This is a genomic window from Mesorhizobium sp. M0437 (assembly GCF_040321335.1).
GTDB lineage: Bacteria > Pseudomonadota > Alphaproteobacteria > Rhizobiales > Rhizobiaceae > Mesorhizobium.
The window spans coordinates 1-18365 of the sequence record NZ_JAMYRK010000041.1; the positions used below are offsets into that span (position 1 = coordinate 1).

The following is an 18365-nucleotide window of genomic DNA, read 5'->3' on the forward strand; positions in this document are numbered from 1 at the left end:
CAGACTCAACTGACCCAGAACACGATCCACCATCGCGAATCTCCCTGCTCCAACCTCACAACAGAATCACTGATCGGCTTCTGTGCAAAGATCTCCCAAGGGGAGAAGGCAAGAACCTACTGCAAACTCGAACCGAAATCCTCATTGTCGCGCGCCAGCGCCATTTCGGTGATGGCGATCAGGGTCTCGGCGCGTGTCTTCAGATCGGCCGCTTCGAGCAGCGCCTGTTTCTCGGCCGGCCCGTAGGGCGCCATCATCGACAGTGCGTTGACCAGCATGGCGTTTTCGGCGCGGCTGACGCTTTCCCAGTCGGCCTCCAGATCGTTAGCCTGCAGATAGGCGCGAAACGCTTTGAGCAGCGCCGGCCGGTCGATCTCGGCGTCTGCCTGCTCCTCGTCGAGATCGGCGAGAAAGGGTGCCAACCGGCACTGCCGGAACGGTGTTTTGACCGTGAGCTCCTGGACAATACGGAACCGGCACACGCCCTGCAGCGAAATCAGGTAACGGCCGTCGCCGCTCTCGGACAGCGCAATGATGCGCCCGGCGCAGCCTACATTGCAGAGCTCCGGCTCGCCGTTGGGACGCAGCGCACCGTCAAGGCTGGGCTGGATCATGCCGATCAGCCGCGGCCCGGCGATCGCCTCGTCGACCATCTGCAGATAGCGCGGCTCGAAGATGTTGAGCGGCATGCGGCCTCCCGGCAGCAGCAATGCGCCCTCAAGCGGAAAGATCGGCATGGTCGACGGTAAGTCCGCAGCGAGCCGGTAATGCGCGTTTCCCGCCTGCACCTCAATCCTCCGATCGCTTTGTCAGGAAGCGCACAAATCCGTCTCCTCCCGGCCGGCACAAGGCGCAACACCGGAAACCTGAAATCGAACGCCGTCCGAAAACCTAATCTGGCGCAGCCGCGGCCCACCGCAAGCCCGCGCGACAAAACAGTCTGCGCCGGCTCAGGAAAACAGCAGCGACGACAGTTTGCGCCGTGCCGACAGCGTTGCTTCGTCGGTCATGCCCCATGCCTCGAAGAGCTGCAGCAACTGGGTTCTGGCGCCGTCGTCGTTCCACGAGCGGTCGGCCTTGATGATCGCCAGCAGATTGTCGGCCGCCGCCATGCGATCACCCTTGGCGTTCTGGATCATGGCAAGCTCGAACCGTGCCTGGTGATCCCCGGGGTTTTCGGCCAGCCGCCGTTCCAGTTCCGCCGGATTGCCGAGCACTGCTGCTTGCGCGGCGAGCGCCATCTTGGCCCGCAGCGCGGCGAGCTGGGGCGCATCCTTCTTTGCTTCCGGCGCCCGCGCCAGCACCGCCTCGGCACCTTCGGCATCGCCGGCCTCGAACAGCAGATCGCCCAAGCCAGCGATCGCCTCGATCGTCTCCGGCGCCTGTTCCAGGATGGCATCGTAAATGTCGGCCGCCGTCTGCACGTCCCCGGCGTCGCGCGCTTCGGCGGCCGCGGCCAGCGCCTCGGCAACTTGCGGCGCACCGCCGTTCTTGCCGCCGACCTTCTGGATGAATTGCGTGATCTGGCTCTCGGGAATGGCGCCCATGAAGCCGTCGACCGGCTGGCCGTCCTTGAAGGCAATGACCGCCGGTATCGACTGGATGCCAAGCTGGCCGGCGATCGATGGATGGTCGTCGATGTTCATCTTGACCAGCTTGACCTTGCCACCGGCGGCTTTCACCGCCTTCTCCAGCAGCGGCGTCAATTGCTTGCAAGGGCCGCACCACGGCGCCCAGAAATCGACCAGCACCGGCTGGTGACGCGATTCCTGGATCACGTCGGCGGCAAATCCAGCGGTCGTTGTGTCCTTGATGACGTCGGCCGGCGCCTCCGCAAGCGCGACCTTCTCACGCGCGGCATCGGTGCCGCCATATTGCACGGTGGTGGCATACCGGCCGCCATTGCTGCCAAATGGGCCGCCAAAGGGGTTGCTATCACTCATCTCTTCGCCTTTCGGTCGCGCCGCCGGCCAAGGGACGGGCGCAACATCCTTCTTTAGAACCCGGTTTCAGTCACCCATGTGGCGATCATGCCGAGACTTTCAAGATAACAGCATCATGTCCGGTTGCCTCGACGAACTTGACCAGGTCCGCGGCAGCGATGGAAGTCGTCGCTTCGTTGGTCAGCGGGTGGGCATTGACCACCGCATGGCTCATCAGCTCCTCGTCCAACACGACCTTGATCCTTCGCTCGGTGTCGTTGATCAGCCCGAACACCGTGACCGCGCCCGGGACGACGCCGAGAAGCTGCATCAGCATCTCCGGCCGGCCGAAGGACACGCGCCCGGCAGCGCCGATCAGATGGTGTATATGCTTGAGATCGACCACCGCCTCCTCGCCGACGCTGACCAGGAAGAAATTGTCCTTCTTGTCCTTGAGGAACAGGTTCTTGGTATGGCCGCCGGCAATCTCGCCGCGCAGCGCCTGCGAATCGGCGACCGTGAACAGCGGCGGATGCCGCCGCGTCGATACCTCGATCCCGAGTCCGGCGAGAAAGGCGAAAAGTTCGGCTTCGGTCTTCGGCATCGGTCTTTCTTCTGATGGCCCGCTTTCAACGGCTTGTTCGGCTAACGCCGTTTACGGCCAATGATGCGGCCAAGACAAGCCCGTCGCGCAACGCGGGGGTGATTGCCTTGCGACGTCCCGAGGAGCGCTTGTCCGCATTGCCGACGAAGCAAAAAGCCTGCGAATTCCCTGTTGCAATCGCCGCGCTCTTCAGCCATATAGGCGCGGCTTGCGGCCCAAAAGCCGCACGAGCGGGTGTAGCTCAGGGGTAGAGCACAACCTTGCCAAGGTTGGGGTCGAGCGTTCGAATCGCTTCACCCGCTCCAGTTTCCTTGAGGGGAACCAAGCGATTAAGAGGCGCCTTTCGGGGCGCCTTTTGCTTACGTGGCGAAAAGAGTGTCCCTGCCATGAGCGATGCGCGGAAAGCCGCACTGTGACCAGCAGGTGTCACAGCTCTTCTATTCCGTTGTGCTGGCTTTTTTTCTGCGCCGAATAGTGTGCGACTGCGCGACGGCCATTTTCAACTCGGGCGTGATCTCCAACGGTGCATTCTCTGCCCCATGTTGGTTCTGTAGCCCCTGGACCTGGACGGTCGGAAATGGGAGTTCGATGCCCTGTTCCTTGAAGACCTGGCGGAGGCGTACATAAAATTTGCGTTTCATACCGAAGGCACCTCCCGGCTTGGTTGTGGCCTTGACCCTCAATACGATGCCGTATTCGCCGAACTCCTGTACGCCCTGCATCTTGATCGGGTCGAGCACCCAGTGTTTGAACTCGGGATCTTCCGCCAGTTCGAGGCCGATCCGCTTGATCAGCTTGCGAGCGAAGTCGATATCGGTGTCATAACCAACGGTGATGTTGAATTTGTCGATAACCCAGTCACGGCTCTGGTTCTGGACTGCCCCGAGTTCACCGAAAGGTATTGTGAACAGCGGACCACGATGGTGGCGCAGCTTCACCGAGCGCAGCGAAAAGCTTTCCACAGTACCCTTGTAATTGCCCGATGAAATGTATTCGCCAACACGGAACGCATCATCGAGCAGAAAAAACACGCCTGAAATGACGTCCTTGACAATGGTTTGTGCCCCAAAGCCCACGGCGACGCCGACGACGCCAGCGCCGGCGATCAATGGGCCGATCTGGATACCCAGCGAGGCGAGCATCATAAGCACCGCCATCACGATGATCGATGCGAGCAGAATATTCTGGAGGATCGGCAAGAGCGTATGCAGCCGCGCCTGCTGCGGATCGAGGATCGGGACGTCCTCGTCGCTGATCACAGGGTGCGGTGTTTCGATGCCCAGCTTTCGTTCGATCAAAGCTTTGATGATCGACCAGCCGAAGTCGGCGGCAAGGGCAATGACCACGACATTGATCAAGCCGCGCAATATGAATGTTGTCGTCGTATCACTGCCCCGCATGGATTGCATGTCCAGACCCCAGACACGTGCGAGAAGGTAAGCCGCCGCCAGGATGAAAATCATTCGGATTCCGCGATCGATGACAGCGATCGTCACCGCCGGGATCGTGGGCCGGCCGACGTCTTCCGAACCTGGCCGCAGAACGAAATTAACCCCGCGCTGCGTCACCACGATTGCCAAAGGCAGGAAGAATGCGGCGAAGGTGAACCAGAAGTATGTATAAAGGCCGGCGATACGCTGCAGGAACAGGACGACGAAATAAGCAGTCAATAGCCATGTCGCTTCCGTGTGACCGATGTGGCGCGCACCGTCTCGCTGCGTTCTTGGCCGACGCCAAATGGCGAGCAGCAGGAGCAGCAGCAGCACGAAATCGGCGACCAGTGACAGGACCGTCATTCCGTCCTGATCGATGCCGAGACCTGGCAAGAGGATAAACGCGGCGCCGAAGAAGGCGAAGACGCCGACGATCCGGGGTAGCCAATAGGACCAATGGTCAGCCGCTTCGTTGGTGATCGGCAAAGCACGAACCTCGACGGCGTTCTCGACGTTCATGAAGGAAGGGACGAGCGTGGCCATGACGTACATGCGCACACCCCATGTAACGACTGCCGCCATCAGAAATGTCAGTACAATCTCGCGGATAAGCATCGGCCAGTCGAACAACATGAACGCGCCGGCGCTGCCCAGTGCGAAAGAGACTATCAGCATGCTGGAATAAAGCAGGCGGCCACCAATCTTCTTGGCTCGCCCAACGGGCGTATCCTTCGGTTGCGCGATAATCCAAAGACGAAATGGACGGGTGAGCTTGAACGTTGCCCAAGTGAGTGCCAGGCCGGCAGCGATGAACATTGCAATCAGCACAAATACGCCGGCGGGCCCCCTGCTGGACATATCCTCCATCGTCTCTGCCCGAACGCGCGCGAACTGGCCTGGCAGCAAGGGCAAAGTTCGCACGATTCTTTCGATATGATGCCTGATCCCATCGAGCGTCGAGGATGCCATCGTATTCATCTGGCCTGGTGCGGCCACGGCGCCGGACGATGCGTCGGTCGGCGAAGCCCCTCTCTCGGCGGGCGCTCCCGTTGACCCGGCGTCCTGATTTCGCTGTTCGGCCACCCAGGCCTTCACTGACGGATCGTCGAGAAGCTCGAACAATTGTTTGACCCTTTCAGGCGGGACGGTCGCCGGCGCCTGCGCTTGCGCCTGACCAGCCAACAAAAGGGCGATCCCAAAGACGAGCGGCCTGGCAATCAGGGCAAACATCGCAGTCAGGTCTCCGAGACGCCGTGCCGGGCGCGCCAGGTTCCTGGCTCCCAATCGTCGAGTCATGAGTGGCATCGTGCTGTTAACCTTCCGATCAGATCGGCGAGCAACGACATCTATGTCCGTTGTTGCCCCACCTTGAAGAAACCGATGTTGCGGTGCAAGACGTCATCGTTCCGAGCCAGACCGCTGTGCCGGGTACGTGGCGGTGTTTATTTAGCCGCCGGGGGCAGGGCATTCCGACCTCGGCCCAGGCCTCCGGCCGTTCTATGAACTGGGCATCGACGTTAAATCTCAGGAACTGATTTCCTGAGATGACCAGGACAGACCTTTGGCGGTCACTCGGTGGTCAACTGCTTCGCGCACCGCTGCGGACATTCGAAACCATGATGTTGCTTGAGATGCAATGCGCTTCCGGGTCGGCACTGCCATGCGGCAAATCAGGCCGGGAGCCGCCACATTCGCACACGACCTGTACCACGCAATTCCGTTTCCTGGAGTGGGTCGCAAGCAAAATTTGGTCCAAGCAGTTGACGAGTTGCATCCGAAATGCGGATTTCATCGGGCTCCGCGGACGTTTGGATACGTGCGGCGAGATTAACGGTGTCGCCCCATAGGTCATAGGCAAACCGCCTTTTGCCTATGACGCCCGCCACGATTGGTCCTGAGTGAATTCCAATTCTGAGTCTTATCGGTTCTCCTGCGAAGCGTTCGCGCTTAACCGCGTTCCGCAGTTCAAGTGCATAGTGCGCAAGGGCTTCCGCATGATCGGATCGCGCGGTGGGCAGGCCAGCGACCACCATCACACAATCGCCGATTGTCTTGATCTTTTCGCAGCCGTATCGCTCCGAGAGCAGATCCGCCGCCTTGAAGAAGTAATTTAAAATAGCGAGCGTCGTCACGGCTCCGACGCTCCGCGCTCTTTCCGTAAAGCCGACGATGTCGGCAAAAAGCACACTCACCTCCGCATGGTTGTCTGCAATTTGTTCGTGCGCTTTTAGCCGCTCCGCGATCGACGCCGGAAGAATGTTGAGGAGTAGGGCTTCGGCGCGCTGGTATTCACGCGACAATCCCTCTTGGCTCGCCCTCAACGCCTCGTTTGTCGATTGTAATTTCTCGTTGAGTTGACGCTCCCTCTCTTGCAGAAGCGTCATTTCATAAGCCTTCTGTTGAAGCCGCTGCCTATTGTCGCGTTCGGCAGTGGCGTCAAGAAAGAGCAGCCACACGCAGGCATTGTCAGCAAAAAGATGGAGGTCCGCGACACGCCCGCTGGGCAGTTCGACCATGGCCATATCATATGGAAGCTCCGGGCAGGGCAACAAACCTTCCATGAATTCAAGCTGCTCGGCAACAGGCTTACCTATGCGAACTGACGAGAGTCCGTAATGGTTAACGTTACCGCCCTTCGCAGCTATGCAAAGCTGGGCGTCGATTTTCAGATATGCGACCGAGCGCTCGTTGTAGAAGAAATCGTAAATCCAGCTTTTAACTTCTCTTGGCAAGACATTCATGGTTTATTTGCTGACCATCGAAGCAAGTTGACGAAACGCATCATCAACATGTTCGCCCGAAAGCGCACTTGTTAGATAGATTTGCCATCCAAGTTGCCTCAGTTCGTCAATTTCACTATCCGATATTGCCCACCGATCGGCCAGATCGGATTTGTTGAACAGCAATACAAACGGCATAGCGCCGAATTCAGCCTCGGCCCGCTCGCGCAACGTGAGCGCAACGGCAAGAGTAGCAGCGCGTGTTCCATCGACGACAAGCACGAGCCCACTCGCACCTCGCACATAGCTGACGCGGAATGAGCCGATATCGTCTTCGCCGGCCAAATCCCACAAAATCAGATCCACGGTTTTGTCCGGGAATGCGACACTCTTCTTGTCGATTTTCACTCCCACCGTGGTCAAGTAGGTTTCTGAAAAGATGCTTTGCACAAACCTGCGAACCAGACTCGTCTTTCCGACAGCGAACCCGCCCAACATGCAGATCTTCTTTTGCAATATCCTGGGCTCCGCCTAGTGGAAGTTTACCGTAACCGAAACTCTGCGGTTGGCGGAGTTCCCGGTTCGGCTATTTTCAATCTCCGCTGGCTCAAAGGTGCCCGCGCCGCGAACCAAGAGCAACTCCGGATTGACGCCGCGCTTCTTGAGAAGCGCACGAACTGTCTCCGCGCGCGCGGCGCTGATCGACAACTTGGCCGTTTCACGGCCCGTCTCGTCCGAATGGCCGGTCAACATGAACTGTGCTGTTACGCCTGCCTTGCGGGCGTCCTCGGCCAATTCCTTCAACTGATTCGCCAATTTGTCGAGAACCGGCAGTTGCTCTGGTCCCGGTACAGCCTTGCCAGAATCGAAGAAAATGTTGACCGCTTGAATAGCCTCCCTCAAATGAGTGAGTTGCGGAGGGGTCAACTCACGCAGCTCGGAGAGTTCTAGAGAGAGTCCGTCCGCGGAGAGCTGTTGGGCGGCGACCCGCGCCCGATCTATCCAGGCGGCAGGAGCTTCACCCTGGGCAACGATGCGATCCTTGATGATCGAAAGCCGTACTGAATCCGGCGGAGTCAGCGACGCCATCAGCCGCTTCACCACGAACTTCGGATCAAGGCTTTGATAGAATTGCCACTGTGAATGAACGCGAGCAGGATCGACCCCTGTTCCGGACAGCAGAGCCTTCGGGTCGGCGGCCTGCGGGTCTCTCAGGCCGGAAATATAGAAATGTCCCCCCCTCGCCGTTTGTTGGGCGACGATGATTCCCGCTTGGGCCTCCAGTCGCGACACATAAGTCTGCCAGTGCTCCGCCGCGCGTGCCTCGGGGCTCACATCACGAACCTTGGAGATGTCGAATTCCGGTCCGCCTGCCGAGAGCTGTCGGGCCGCTGCGCGTGCGCGGTCTATCCAGATGTCGGGAGCCTCACCCTCGGCAACGATGCGATCCTTGACGATCGAAAGCCGTACTGAATCCGGCGGGGTCAGCGATACCATCAGCCGCTTCAGGACGAACTTCGGATCAAGGCTCTGATAGAATTGCCACTGCGAATGAACGCGGGCGGGATCTACCTCCGTTCCGGACAGCAGAGCCTGCGGGTCGGCGGCAAGCGGGTCTCTCAGGCCGGCAATATAGAATTGGCCATCACGCACCTTTTGTTGGGCGACGATGATTCCCGCTTGGGCCTCCAGTCGCGACACATAAGTCTGCCAGTGCTCCGCCGCGCGTGCTTCGGGGCTCACATCACGAACCCTGGAGATGTCGAATTCCGGTCCGCCTGCCGAAAGTTGTTGGGCCGCTGCGCGCGCCCGATCTATCCAGGTGTTGGGAGCCTCACCCTCGGCAACGATGCGACCATTGACGATCGAAAGTCGTACTGAATCCGGCGGAACCAGCGACGCCGTTAGCCGCTTCAATACGAACTCCGGATCAAGACTCTGATAGAATTGCCACTGTGAATGAACGCGGGCGGGATCGACCTGCGTTCCGGCCAACAGCGACTGCGGGTCGGCGGCAAGCGGGTCTCTCAGACCGGCAATATAGAATTGGCCATCACGCACCTTTTGTTCGGCAACGATGATGCCCGGCTGGGTCCCCAGTCGCGACACATAGGTCTGCCAGCGCTGCACGGATTGCCAGGAAAGAAGGAACCAACCGCCTGCCGGAATCGAAACCAGCAGGACTGCAGCCACGACCAGCCACGGAAATCCCTGGTTTGATTCCTCCTGCTTCAGTTCAACGCAGGTCTGCAACTGCGTCTCTACGCCGGCCAACTGCGAACTGTCGCCGTCAAACTGCTCTAGAGCCTGTGAGCATTCATCATGGATGCGAAGCAATACATCGCGAATTATTTCATGTAATTCCTCCGGCGGATTTCCCCGGATCACCGCAACCAAGGTCGCAAACGGTCCAACTTCCGACCAGAGACGAAGCTCTCCGAAACGAATGGTATCTAGGCCGCTCTGTTCTTTCTCGTTAAATGAGTCTTTTACAAAATCTTGAATTGCACTAAGCATAGAAGAAATGAGTTGAGGATCTTCGCTAGTTGCATTAGCGGCAGTTACATGCGCTATCAAAAGCCCGGAATTGCGATTGATTAGAAAGACGTGTTCTACACGATAAACAAGAGAATGCTTAAGAACAACTTCTGAGAAGCTTGCTCCTGTTCTCCACGCTTCAAGTCTCCACTTGAGCCCGTGCCAGGTAAATATATGTCTTAAAGTTTCATTCAACGATTGAAAGGTCTGGTCGATCTTTTCGCCGATCGACTTGCGAATAGCCGGCAGAAACACCGGGTACAATATATCCGTCAGCGTACGCGGGCTCTTCTGGATGGACCGTTGCACGGCCCTCTCGACAGCTGGCGCAAGGGCCTCTCCGAGTTGCGCATGAGGCGCACGTGCGGCTGCACTGGGGAGAACGCTCCCCACTGCAGCCGCAAGCTGCTCGGGTTCGTCGAGCAGGTGCGTAACTCGTGAAAGCTCCGAAATTTCGCGGCCGACCAGCAACTGGCGCAGCGTTTCCATGCGAGGGTCGGCGGTTGGGATTCCGTCGAGACGCGCACGATAGTCCGGATCAACGTTCCGGGCAATTTCGATCAAAAGGCGAGCCAGCGCCTCGCGATCAATCTCTGTATCGTTCGAAGCTGCTCTTTGAGGGAGGCTGATTGAGTCGACAGTCGACGTCAAGTTCCGATCAACTCACTTTCCAGGTACGCTCCGAGTTGTTCTTGCTGCCGACGGGATCCTGATTTAGACATTTTGCAACCTCAACAAACAGGCCAGCCAAAAGATTTCGGTCGGTCTTGACATTGCCAAGATCGGAAAACATTTTCTCCATCAGCATCTGAATGCTTTCATTCTTTTGCTTGATTTCCTCACGCAGCAAATGATCGTTTCGATTTATCCGGTCCGCAACTTCCCGCTCAAGCTCGCTCAACTGATCCGACAACGCGCGCACCTGCTTTTCGAGCGCCTGATTTTGCTCGCGAAGATTCCGATCAATCTCCTTATCGGCGTCGGCTCGCGCGTCTTTTTCGTTCCGCAATTGCGCCGCAAGCGAGTCAACCTGCTTCTTTGCATTTGACTCGTACATTTCAAGATTGCGCTTGGCCTCGGATTCGACATCCTTGAAGCGCTGCAAGACCCGTTCTTCAAGCTTGGAAAAGCGGCGGTCATAGTCCTGCATCTGGTTGCCGAACAGCAGATCACGTATCTTGTCGACACCTACAGCGTCGCCGGGGGCTCCGCTCTCGCGAGCCTGGCCCGCCATGAAGGTCAGCCCGCTTCCGTCTGCATTACTTATCAGATTTGCGTCCGCTTTATTTGCCGAAGAAGCGGTACTCGAAGATTCCTTGGCCATCCCATGCCCCTTCTTTTGAACATTGCCACAGCGCTAATTTAGCAACTGGTAAACTTGCCAGTAAAATTGTCGACCCGCAAGCCGGAATCTTCGCGGCTTAAGTCGGTTCGAACGTCCCCATTGGGGTAGATTTCGACATGCGGCTCGATCCGGATCAGCTCGCGCTCGCGTCTTCGCCCGCGATCATCTTTATGCAGATGAAATGCGAGAGCGGAGATGCCCTGGCGCATCGACCCCAGCTCCAAGCCGTCGGGCATGCGCGCTGCCATTCAGCCTGTGTTCAAGTCTTTTTTGCCCGCCTCCAATTCGCCCTTATCTTGACAGGGCAGTGCTGCCAGCCGATGCCGTCATCCGGTTTTGACATTTGCCAACTCTTGCCGAAGAAAACGAAAGCTCGATGATCCAGGATGCTACCGCAGGGCGGTGTGGTACCGATGCTCAATGCCGAGCAAACCGTCGGCACAATGCGTGCCGGCATCCGCCGGCAGACCTGCCAGATACTGGATATAGTGGTGATGGACGATGGGTCGACGGACTGATCGGCGTCGATTGTGACGGCCTACGCCGAGAAAGATCAACACATCTTGTTCTACCTCGAACCAGGCGCGGGTAAGACGGCGTGGCGCATGATCCCTTGGTTTCAATCGTGGTTCCTGCGCACAACGCGGAGGTAACGCTGGCGCGCTCACTCGATTGCCTTCTTGATCAGGAAATAGTGGATTGGGAGGCGATCATCGTCGACGACGCCTCCACGGACCGCACCCCTGCGATCATCGCCGGTTATGTAGAGCACGATGCCCGATTTCGGATGTTGAGCTCTTGCGCGCATAGCCCCGCCGGCGCGCGCAATAGCGGGATTTCGAAGGCGCGCGGCCACTGGCTCATGTTTCTGGATGCGGACGATTGGGTGGATGCCAGCTTCCTTGCCAAAATGCTGGCCGCACTGAAATCCGCTCCCGATGCAGTGGCTGCCTATTGCGGTTCCCGACGCGTGATGCCCGATGGCGAACTCACGGCGTCGAGCATCGCAACGGAGGTTGCGATTCAACCCTTCGAAACGTTCGCCCGCCGGTGTGCCGTCCGCACTCACGCGCTGCTGGTCGATCGGGAGATAATTGTCGAGTTGGGCGGTTTCGACGTGTCGCTGCGCACCTGCGAGGACTGGGATCTGTGGCAGCGCCTCGCACGTCTAGGCAAAAATTGGGTGATGGTCGACGAGCCGCTCGCTTTCTATCGGGCCAGCCCCAACGCGCTCAGCCGCAATTCGGCGCAGATGCTGGCAGATGGCGAAGTCGTGATCGCTCGCGGCTTTTCCGCCGATCCCAGGGTCAAACACCCGCCATCGGCTCACGCCAATGGAGCGACCGACGCGAACGGCCACACCGCTTCAGAAGCACTCGCGTGGTTCGCGTTGTGGAACGCCGCATCGGATTGCGGCTGCGGCTCGCGCTCGATCAACCCGCAGTCCCTGCGCGCGCTCCCAGCAGGACGTAAGTGGGCGCGTGAGATCGCCAAGGTGGCCGTCGATGGCCTTATGGTAGGAAGCCTGTCGGTGCCAGCGCAATTGGCTGCCAGGTGGGACAGGTTCGGCGCTTCCCTCACCGAGTTGATCCTCGAACTCGGCAAGGTCTGGAATAATCCGGACGCGGCTCGCCGCGTGCAGTATCACTTTGAGCAAATGCTGCTCGATGTCGACGATCTTGCCGCGCCGCGCAGGCTGGCGCGGACACTTGGAATTCGTGTCGACGTGCGAAATCCGGCCTCGATCGAAGTACCGAAAGGAATCGATCAAATCTATGCCCATCTGATGATGGATGGCCAGATCGAGGCTCTCGTGCAGTTCGGCGTACTCGGGAGAGTGACGAGGCGTCATTGGATTGAATTGATCCTGAATTTCCTGCCCTCTGAGCGGCCTATGCACAGTGCCGCGCGACTTGCGAGGCGATCGCCTGTAGATGCACCGCAAAAGGGCGCCGGTGCCGACAAGTCAAACATGTCTGCAGCCGAGGCATTGTTGTCCATGGCGGGACGCCGGTCTGATCAGGACAGCCATTTCGGCAAACTTGCGGGATTGGCCGCGGAAGCGCAGGCGCTGGTTCGGTCGAGCGCCGAAACTAAAGAGCCTTTTGCAGCGCCGCGCCGTGCACGGGCCGCGGATGGGCGCGACAATGACCGCACATCTTTCTGGAATCGCCATTTTGCGATCGAGGATCCCTGGAACTACGGTTCGCCCTATGAGCAGGAAAAATATGAGCGGCAGCTCGAAATTCTGCCTGCCGGTCCCATCGGACGGGCGCTTGAGCTGGCCTGCGCGGAGGGCCACTTCACGCGGCAGCTGGCGCCGCGCGTGGGCCATTTGACCGCAACTGACATCTCCGCCGTAGCCGTCGGGCGGGCGGGCGCGCGATGCAGTGATCAGCCGAACGTTGAGTTCGGCGTACTGGATTTTTCTGCGGACACGCTGCCGGGCGAGATGGATCTGATCGTCTGTTCGGAAGTGCTCTACTACCTGGACGATCTCACCGAGTTGCGGCGCATCGCCAAAAAACTTGTTGAGGCGTTGGCGCCTGGTGGCAGTTTCATCAGCGCACACGCATTCGTGCTACGAGACAATGTTGAAAGGACGGGCTTCGACTGGAACACATTCGGTGCACAAGCGATCTCAGAGACGCTGGCAGCGACCCACGGCCTCGTTCTCGAGCAATCGATCCAGACCGAGCTCTACCGCATAGACCGCTTCCGCCGCCTGTCACCAGGCGACGTGGCGACGGAACCGACGATAGATCATGTGCCAATCCGCGCCCCCATCGAAATCGGAGTCGCGCGAAATATCGTCTGGGGCGGGGCGCGGGCCTTGCGCCGCGACGTCGCACATAGCGAGCGGCGGCAGCGTATCCCTGTCCTCATGTATCACAGTGTCTCCGATCAAGGTCCGGCCGCGCTCGCCCGTTTTCGGCTCGCGCCCGCCGCATTCGCCAGCCAAATGACATGGCTGCGCGCCAATGGCTTTCACGCGATTAGCTCCGAGCAGCTGGAATGGTTCATCGCCAACCGTCAGCCTTTCGTTGGCCGCCCAGTGCTCATCACCTTCGATGACGGCTTCCAGAACTTTGCCGACCATGCCTGGCCGGCCTTGCGCGCGAACGACCTGACTGCGGAAGTGTTCCTGGTGACGGACTTGGTGGGTGAAAGTGCACAGTGGGACGCCTACAGCGGCCCGCCGACGCAGCTTATGGACGCCGGGACGGTGCGACGCCTCGCCGGCGAAGGTGCGTTCTTCGGAAGCCATCTGGCGACGCATCGCGCGATCGATGGTCTGTCGAGCTCTGACTTGGCCGCCGAGCTCCTGCGCTCTCGTATGTTCATCGAACGGTGGACCGGTCGGCCAACCGCGGCGTTCGCGGCACCCTTCTCTGTCACCGACCGACGGCTTGGCAGGCTGGCCAAGGAGTGCGGCTATCGAATCGGCTTCGGCGGCAGACACGGACCGGCGGACCTCGATTGCGATCCCATCGACCTTCCGCGCATCGAGATTCGTGGGGATCGTTCGCTCGATGACTTTGTTGCCGTTGTCGAGGCCGTGCTCGCATGAACCGTGAACTTGTCAGTGTCTAGATTCGTAACAAATTGGTTCCGCTTTTTATTCCGTGTCCCGCCCGCTTACCTCGTTCGCAAGTCTATTGGGCGACTTGCGATACGGCTGACATCAGCTCCTGCGGGCTTGGCGCCCCAAACATGTATCGCCCACCCTCTGGAACCTCCGTGAAGCTCCAGCGGACGATCCCCTGCCGGTCCAGCAGGAACTGACCGACCAATTGTCCGTGTCCCGTTGCTAGCATCTGCTCGTCGGCTTCGGTCAGCTCGTAATGGTCCCTCTTGTTGAGCATTTCACTGGCCGCAAGAGGATCCATAGGACCGGGCAACTCGCCTGGTATGTCGACCCGCATATCCTTTGCCGCTGCCATCGAGACCTTGTACGGCCAGTTCGTCTCGTTTTGGGTGAATTCGAGATTGGGCAGTCCAAAAGCACGATGTGAAGCGCGTTCAGGATCGGAGGCCGCAAGCAGATTCGGCATCGGATGGTAGCGGAAATAGAGACGCGCCCGTTCGATCGGCGTGTTGACCACCGTCAGGCTCTCCACGCCCCTTTCGCGCAGCTCCGGATCAAGCCGCGCCTGGGCGGCGATATGGCGCCGGCAAAACGCGCAATGCAGACCTCGAAACAGGCCGACCAGCACCGGTTTTTGGCCGCGAAAATCGTCAAGCGCGATCTTGCCTTCCTGGGTAATGGCGTCGAGTACCACGTTTGGCGCACGGTCGCCCGGTTGAAGCGGCACCAAGTCACTACGCGCGGACATTTCCAACCTCCAACCCCGGCTAGTCGAGAAAAGGCAGCACCACAAGCGCTTCCGGGTCGAGCCCGTGCTGGGCGCATATACCCTGCGCCAGGGAAAAGTAGCGTTCGGCCTCGGCCAGATTGTCGAGATCGAGATTAAGCGTTGCGAGACCATCATAACACGGAAACAGCAGTTGGGGTTCGCCCGTTTCGCGAGCTACGTCCAGTGCTTCGTGGAACAACCCAACCGCCAGGTCCGGACGGCCGTTGCACTGGTGGATTTGCCCAAGCACGATCAAAGGCACCGGCAGGTGCTCGCGCTGGTCGAGCGCCCGGTCGATCTCGATGGCCTTCTCGGCAGCGGGTACGCCCTCCGTTGGACAGCGATCCGTGAAAGTACAACAAGCGACCGCCAGATTGGCGAGGAGGCGCGCCTGGAAACCCAAATCACCAATACGGCGCGCCACTTCAAGACCGCGCCGACAGACCTCCATCGCCTTTGCGGGATCGATGGTCGTGTAAAGCACGCCGAGATTGGTGTAGCCGCGGCAGGCCGCGCCCAGCAGACCGGCGGCTTCGGCCAATTCAATGCTACGCTCAACCTGACGCACGGCCTCACGGTTTCGCCCAAGGCGAGCCAGCGCGACAGCCTTGGTATTGAGTGCCTCGGCGGTCACAAGAGTGGCATCACACCTTGTCTCGGAGACATGCTCCGTTGTCAGTGTGCCTACGCAATCCAGCGCCGCGTCTGCCCATTTTGCCGCGAGAGCGTGATCTCCGCTACGGAACGCCTGTCGGCCACGTTCTTGCCACAGATGCGCCTGCTCGATCGGGGCATCCGCTCCATCGAGGAGCGCTGCCGCCTCAGCATAGCGGGGTTCTGCCTTGTCCCGCTTGCCGACATCCCAGAGTAGCCGACCGATCTTACGCAAAACTCGCGCCGAGGCGACGCGATTGGCTGACTCGCGGTATGCCTGCAACACCGTCTCATAGTGGTGGTGCGCGATCTCGCGGCGGCCTGCCGGGCCGCTCAAATCGGCAATGCGCTCTGCAATTGCCAGTTTGAGCGGTGTTTGCCCGATCGCGCCCAACGCAGTCAGTGCTCGCTCGTAGAAACGAAGGGCGTCGTCGTTGGCATATATCATGCGAGCGCGATCGCCTGCCGCCTGCAGGTAATGCGCGCCCTTCTCCCGCTCGGCGCTCTGTGCAAAATGATGACCGAGCACGGTCAAATCCTCGAGCCGTTCCGGCTCGTCGCCGCACAGTTGCTCCAAGGCAGCACCGATCCGCCCGTGGATTTCGGTCCGGCGTTGCAGGAGCAGATTCTGGTAGATCACGTCCTGCAGCAATGTTTGCGTAAAGCGGTAGCTTTGAGACGAGACCGAGCCTGATCCGGCAACTTCCTCGATGATTTCCGCATCGCAAAGCAGTTCGCAGCCGGCTTCGAGCCGGCCGGGGTCGGCTGTCACGGTTTTCAGAAGTGTGGCATCGAAGCGCGGGCCGATTACCGCGGCCTCCTGGGCCAACCGGCGCACCTCTTGGGGCAGCCGGTCGACGCGAGCAAGCAACATTGCCTGGATAGTGGCGGGGATGCCGGTTGCGACTTCGCCTGCCACAGTCCGCCATCGCTGGCCCTCTCGCACCAGTACACCGCGATCGATAAGGCCGCGAACGATTTCCTCTACAAAAAGGGGGTTGCCGCCCGCGCGCTCGAGGATCTGGTCGAGAAGCCCTCCCGCGGAGCTTACCCAGCTCTCGCCGAAAAGCGCTGCCAGCAGGCTGCGTCCGTCATCATTGTTGAGTGGCGGAAGCCTGAGCGCTGTGTGACTGACCCGACTTGAGTCGAGCTGGTCGTTGTCCGGCGCCGGACGATGCGTGACCAGCAACATCAACCGCGTGCGTTCCAACCTGTCCATCACGAAACGTAGTGCCTCGAGCGACACGGCGTCGGCCCAGTGCAGGTCTTCGACGACAATCAATAGCGGCGACAACGCAAGCCGCCGTTCGATGATTGTGCGGACTGCGTAGAGAATTTGCCGCCGCAGCTGCTCGGGCTCGACATGCTGCAAGGTGGCATCGGGGTCGCCAAGGCCAAGCACATGGTAGAGCAAAGGCATCAGCCGCTTCGCCTCCTCGCCCTGCAGGCCGAGATCGGCAAGCAAGCCTGCGAGCTTCCCCCGCATTTCGTCCCCATTGTCGTTTTGCATCATCCCGGCAGCGCTGCGCACCACTGCGCCCAAGGCGCCAAAAGATTGTTCACCCAGCGGTGAGCACGTGGCCTGCCGCACGGCGACGTTGCGAAAACGCTCGTCGTCGCCGACGCGGGCGACGAACTCACTCACCAGCCGCGATTTCCCGATGCCGGCTTCTCCGACGAGGCGGACAAGTTGGGCCGAGCCGCCGCACGCCTGGTCAAGGCTCGCCATCATTCTATTGAGCTCCGCACCACGACCTATTAGCGGCGCACTGAGGCCGAGCGCCTCGAGCCCGCGCGCTGCACGCGGCACCGCTAGCGGTGCGTCCAGTCGATGAACGAGCACGCTGCCAGCCTTGCCGCGAAACACGACATCACCCAGCGACTCATAAGAGAAGGCATGCCGGGTCAGCCTGTGAGTGAGCTCGCCTACCAGCACCTCACCCGGTGCGGCCAGCGATTGCAGGCGTTGCGCCGTATTCACTGTGTCGCCGGTCACGGAATAGGATCTGGCGGTGCCGACGCCCAATCCGCCAGTAACGACCGGACCAGTGTTTATGCCGATGTGGAGTAACAGAGGCGAGCCGGAGTGGGGGGTGCTTTCGCCGAGCCGCGCCGTCCGGGCGATCATGTCGAGAGCGGCACGAAGCGCGCGTTCCGGATCGTCCTCATGCGCGACCGGCGCACCGAACAAAGCGAGCAGCGCATCGCCGATGAATTTGTCGACGAACCCACCAAAGTTTCGCACGGCCGCCGTCAATTCCTTGAACAGTTTGTTCTGCAGCGCTTGCATGACCTCGGGGTCGAGCTGCTCGCTGAGTGTCGTAAAGCCGCAAAGGTCGGCGAACAGGACCGTTACCGTCCGGCGATCGGCGTCAGAGACGGGATGCAGCCCTTCTTCGCTTTCGATGTTCGGAAGCAGCGACGGAGTTCGAGAAGGCGACACAATGGTCCGGCTTGGTGCCGGAGCAGGCCGTTCGACGGCTTTTGCGGGCGCACCGACGCTTGCCCCGCATTTCGGACAGAACTCGAAATCAGGTGCGCAGGTGTAGCCGCAACTGGCGCATGGCACGGGCTGGCGCCTGCCACACCTCGGACAGAAGGCGTAACCGCCCTCAATCTCGAAACCGCAGCCCGAGCAGTCCATCGAACAAGACCTCACTAGTGGCCGTGACGGCGTGATCTCGCTCGCACTTCACGGCCAGGCTATTCACAAGGATGCACCGATAGCCGTCGGCGGGCAAGCGGCAGCGGGCGATCCGTGTGGGTCCGGTGGCAGACCGCTACCCATGAC

The 18365-nt window shown here is 59.9% G+C and carries 12 protein-coding genes and 1 tRNA gene; 2 read left to right on the forward strand and 11 right to left on the reverse strand.

Annotation, left to right across the window (positions count from 1 at the left end; all coding sequences use genetic code 11):
- Window positions 1-116: 116 nt before the first annotated feature.
- The 3 genes from NKI72_RS22795 to NKI72_RS22805 all read right to left on the reverse strand — a co-directional run bounded on the left by NKI72_RS22795 (window position 117) and on the right by NKI72_RS22805 (window position 2526).
- On the reverse strand, window positions 117-788 hold the full coding sequence (locus NKI72_RS22795) for an LON peptidase substrate-binding domain-containing protein (RefSeq protein WP_352450238.1): 672 nt from the start codon (window positions 786-788) through the stop codon (window positions 117-119).
- 162 nt (window positions 789-950) lie between these two features.
- On the reverse strand, window positions 951-1943 hold the full coding sequence (trxA, locus tag NKI72_RS22800; protein WP_352458335.1) for a thioredoxin: 993 nt from the start codon (window positions 1941-1943) through the stop codon (window positions 951-953).
- A gap of 85 nt (window positions 1944-2028) precedes the next feature.
- A complete protein-coding gene (locus NKI72_RS22805; protein WP_352834859.1) occupies window positions 2029-2526 on the reverse strand; it encodes a prolyl-tRNA synthetase associated domain-containing protein in 498 nt (165 codons plus the stop codon).
- Between the two features lie 230 nt (window positions 2527-2756).
- Between NKI72_RS22805 and NKI72_RS22810 the strand changes: the two genes are divergently transcribed.
- A tRNA-Gly gene (locus NKI72_RS22810) sits at window positions 2757-2831 on the forward strand.
- A gap of 132 nt (window positions 2832-2963) precedes the next feature.
- Here the strand turns inward: NKI72_RS22810 and NKI72_RS22815 are convergent.
- From NKI72_RS22815 to NKI72_RS22840, 6 genes are all read right to left on the reverse strand, one after another.
- Window positions 2964-5189 (reverse strand): mechanosensitive ion channel family protein, encoded by a 2226-nt coding sequence (locus tag NKI72_RS22815; RefSeq protein WP_352834861.1) that lies wholly within the window; start codon window positions 5187-5189, stop codon window positions 2964-2966.
- Between the two features lie 440 nt (window positions 5190-5629).
- Window positions 5630-6700, reverse strand: a complete 1071-nt coding sequence (locus tag NKI72_RS22820) for an adenylate/guanylate cyclase domain-containing protein (RefSeq protein WP_352834864.1) — start codon at window positions 6698-6700, stop codon at window positions 5630-5632.
- Window positions 6701-6703: 3 nt separating this feature from the next.
- On the reverse strand, window positions 6704-7195 hold the full coding sequence (locus NKI72_RS22825) for a Rab family GTPase (RefSeq protein ID WP_254818889.1): 492 nt from the start codon (window positions 7193-7195) through the stop codon (window positions 6704-6706).
- A gap of 15 nt (window positions 7196-7210) precedes the next feature.
- Complete coding sequence (locus tag NKI72_RS22830) at window positions 7211-9868, reverse strand: OmpA family protein (RefSeq protein ID WP_352850956.1); 2658 nt, start codon at window positions 9866-9868, stop codon at window positions 7211-7213.
- A 7-nt stretch (window positions 9869-9875) separates the two neighbouring features.
- Window positions 9876-10541 (reverse strand): DUF3450 domain-containing protein, encoded by a 666-nt coding sequence (locus NKI72_RS22835; RefSeq protein WP_352470876.1) that lies wholly within the window; start codon window positions 10539-10541, stop codon window positions 9876-9878.
- 38 nt (window positions 10542-10579) lie between these two features.
- The gene (locus NKI72_RS22840) at window positions 10580-10798 is read right to left on the reverse strand and encodes a hypothetical protein (RefSeq protein ID WP_352500816.1); all 219 of its coding nucleotides are present in this window, start codon (window positions 10796-10798) and stop codon (window positions 10580-10582) included.
- A gap of 362 nt (window positions 10799-11160) precedes the next feature.
- On the opposite strand from NKI72_RS22840, the gene NKI72_RS22845 reads away from it, so the two are divergent.
- Window positions 11161-14133 (forward strand): trifunctional glycosyltransferase/class I SAM-dependent methyltransferase/polysaccharide deacetylase, encoded by a 2973-nt coding sequence (locus tag NKI72_RS22845; RefSeq protein ID WP_352834869.1) that lies wholly within the window; start codon window positions 11161-11163, stop codon window positions 14131-14133.
- Window positions 14134-14218: 85 nt separating this feature from the next.
- Here the strand turns inward: NKI72_RS22845 and NKI72_RS22850 are convergent, their stop codons facing one another.
- Together NKI72_RS22850 and NKI72_RS22855 are read right to left on the reverse strand one after the other, a co-directional pair.
- A complete protein-coding gene (locus NKI72_RS22850; protein WP_352470916.1) occupies window positions 14219-14899 on the reverse strand; it encodes a peroxiredoxin-like family protein in 681 nt (226 codons plus the stop codon).
- Between the two features lie 19 nt (window positions 14900-14918).
- Window positions 14919-18218 (reverse strand): adenylate/guanylate cyclase domain-containing protein, encoded by a 3300-nt coding sequence (locus NKI72_RS22855; RefSeq protein ID WP_352834872.1) that lies wholly within the window; start codon window positions 18216-18218, stop codon window positions 14919-14921.
- Window positions 18219-18365 lie beyond the last annotated feature (147 nt).